Genomic DNA, 2,938 nt, shown 5'->3' on the forward strand with positions numbered 1-2,938 from the left:
ATACGAGGCGCACCCGCCATTCTACTATTCGCTCCTTCACGTCTGGAGCCTGCTCACCGGCGAGACCCTGTTGGCGAGGCGGTTGCTCGGTCTGTCGTGCGGCATCGCGACGGTCGTGCTGGCCGGCGTCGCCGCCGGTCGCCTGCCCGGGCGACGGCGCGGTCGGGTGGTGACGGCAGCAGTGGCGATCACGTCCTTGCATCCGCTGTTGATCGCGATGAGCCGCGAGGTGCGGCCCTACCCGGTGATGACCGCGGTGTACGCCGCAGCGACGCTGGCGCTGCTGCATCTGATGACCGACAGCGCACGCGGGCAGCGGCTGGGGCGGACGGCGGTCGCGGGGTTCTTCATCGCTGAGGCGCTTATGCTGTGGCTGCACGATCTGGGGCCGTTCTACGGTCTGGCGATGTCGCTCGCGCTGTTGGCGGGGGTGGCCGGGCGAGCGCTGACGCGGGCGGACTGGGTCCGGTTGGCGGTCGGTCAGGGGCTCGTGGGTCTCTGCTATCTGCCCAGCCTGGTGATCACCCTGGGGCAGGCGTCGGCCTGGATGCACGCGACGTGGCTGCATTTCGACCAAGGCAAGCTGCCGATGGAGATCGGCACGATCTACTGGAACTGGAACCTCCTGGCGCGGGTCGCGGGCGTTCTGCTCGCGGTGGGCGGCGTGGCGGTGCTCGCCCGGTCGGCGGCGAACGGCTTGCGGATGGCATCCGCGCTGCTGTTGCTCGGCGTCGTTCCGATGGCATTGTCCGTCGCGATCTCGGCGGCATTCGCACCCGTGTTTCTCGATCGCACGCTCTCCCCCACGGCGGTGCCGATGGCGCTGCTCTGCGCGGCGGCGCTGGGGGCGTCGGGGCGGTGGCGCTGGACGGCGGTCGCGTTGCTCGCGCCGGTGCTGGTACCGGCAACGGCGCAGGACCTGGCGGCTGCCAGAGGTGCTCCGCGCCAGGACTGGTATGGCGCGCTTCGCTGGTTGACGCCGCGCGTGCGGGCGGGGGACGAGGTCTGGACTTATCCCAACGACGGCGCGCTGCCGCTCGAATATGCGCTACACGACCGGGGGCGACGGTTGGCGGTTCGACCGATCCCCGGCCCGGTGCCGGCGCTGGGATTTCGGGGCACGCATCCGACGGGGACGATGGGCGTGATCGCGCTCTATCCCGAAGACATTGCGAGATTGGCGGCGGGGCCGGTCGGGCACCTCCCGAAGCGCATCTGGCTGGTCCAGGTGTTCGGCGCGGAATATGACCCGCACCGGGTGATGGTACGCGAGCTGGGGCGCACGCGGCGGGCGTTCGATCATTGGCAGAGCCGCGGGATCGAGATCACCGGGTTCGGGGTATGGCAGAGTCCTCGATGAGGTATGTTCATCCGGATTACGGCTTGATCAATCCGGCTGCGCGTAACGCATCGTCGATGACCTGGCCGGGACCGAACGGAGCGGTCGTTTTCGACGTCCGCCGAGCATCGGCGGTCGTCGATCCCCGTGCGAACGATGGCGTCCGCGTCGGTGCCTCGGCCGGTGCGATGCCCCAGGATGCAGCGATCCGGTAGGTCGAGGATATGCCGGCGTCGAGCATGTATGGACCAGGAATGCCGCATGCTTCATCGCCGGAAGTGGCGATCGGCGTACCATGGCCGAGCCCGGTGATGGCGTATTCCTGGATCGCCGGCCGGCTGTCCGCGTCGTGCCACATCCGATGTACCAGACCGTCCACCGCGTCTGCGACGTCCGGCGAGCCTAGCCCGTGAACGCCCCGCCACTGATCGACGATCATCGACGCGTTGACCGCGTTCACCGTCGCGTCCGCGGTTCCATGCCAGACGGACACGGTCGGCCACGGCCCCCGATAGGCCGATGCGTCGCGTACCCGTCCGCTCAATGTCGTTCGGTCGTGCCCCCGACCCCGCATTCGCTCCAGCGCCTCGGAGACGCCGGCGGCGGTGCCGTACGGAAGCCCCGCGACGATCGCACCGCCTGCGAAGATCTCCGGATGCGTCGCGAGCATTACGGACGTCATCGCTCCGCCGGCGGACAACCCGGTGACGAACACATGCGAGGCGTCGAGCCGATGCCGCTCGACGGCGGTGACCACCATCTCGCGGATCGACTCGGTCTCGCCACCGCCGCGCCGCGTATCGGCCGGTACGAACCAGTTGAAACACAGGTTCGGGTTATTGGCGCGCTGCTGCTCCGGGTAGAGGACGGCGAAGCCGAACCGATCGGCAAGCGTCGACCATCCCGATCCGCGATCATACGCGTTGGCCGTCTGCGTGCACCCATGCAGGACGACGACGAGCGGCGCACCGAGCCGCAGGTCCACCGGGACGTGCAACAGCGCACGCAGGTTGCCGGGATTGCGGCCGAACGTCTCCGACGGGACCAGCCCGCGCTCCATGCCGCCGCTACTCGGTTCGAGGCCGAAACGCTGGAACCTGGCGATGGTATCGGAAATCGAAGCCATGACGCACCCTTCTATACGAGAAACCCATCGGCGTTCGCCCGGCGCGCATTATCTTGTGCAGTGCAGCATATTGGTGGCCGCGCGGCGGTCCGCAAGCGGGGTGGCAGTCCAAAACGGGTTTACCCGATCGTGTGGCGGCTCGTCATTGCGGCGCACGTGCTCATTTCCAAAAAAATGCCACGACGTTCCTGCAGGATCCCGAACCGCCGCGTTTGCGGATGAGCATGAAAGCCTGGATCGCGCCGCTCATGGAACCGTTCCGCAGACCCCATTCCGCGAGGGCTTCCACGACGTCCTAAATCCTCGGGCGCGGGCGAACGACGGCAACAACGCCACACCGCTCCACCGCGCATTCTTGAGATTTCTCAACTGTCGGCGGCGTTCGCGTACAGGTGGTGGTGCCCAGAAGAGGACTCGAACCTCCACGACCTTGCGATCGCCAGCACCTGAAGCTGGTGCGTCTACCAATTCCG

General features: G+C 67.6%; 2 protein-coding genes. One reads left to right on the plus strand and one right to left on the minus strand.

The features are described from left to right. Positions 1-1,360, plus strand: a 1,360-nt coding sequence (locus HUU99_RS15330) for a glycosyltransferase family 39 protein (protein ID WP_174287436.1), incomplete at its 5' end; no start/stop codon positions are given. A gap of 16 nt (positions 1,361-1,376) precedes the next feature. Here the strand turns inward: HUU99_RS15330 and HUU99_RS15335 are convergent. Continuing rightward, positions 1,377-2,465 (minus strand): extracellular catalytic domain type 1 short-chain-length polyhydroxyalkanoate depolymerase, encoded by a 1,089-nt coding sequence (locus HUU99_RS15335; RefSeq protein WP_174287437.1) that lies wholly within the window; start codon positions 2,463-2,465, stop codon positions 1,377-1,379. Positions 2,466-2,938: the final 473 nt, after the last annotated feature.

This window comes from Sphingomonas bacterium, assembly GCF_903642285.1.
Lineage (GTDB): Bacteria > Pseudomonadota > Alphaproteobacteria > Sphingomonadales > Sphingomonadaceae > Sphingomonas.

Coding starts and splice junctions, on each gene's coding strand:
- HUU99_RS15335 (WP_174287437.1), bottom strand. CDS start 2,465: ATGGCTTCGATTTCCGATACCATCGCCAGGTTCCAGCGTTTCGGCCTC.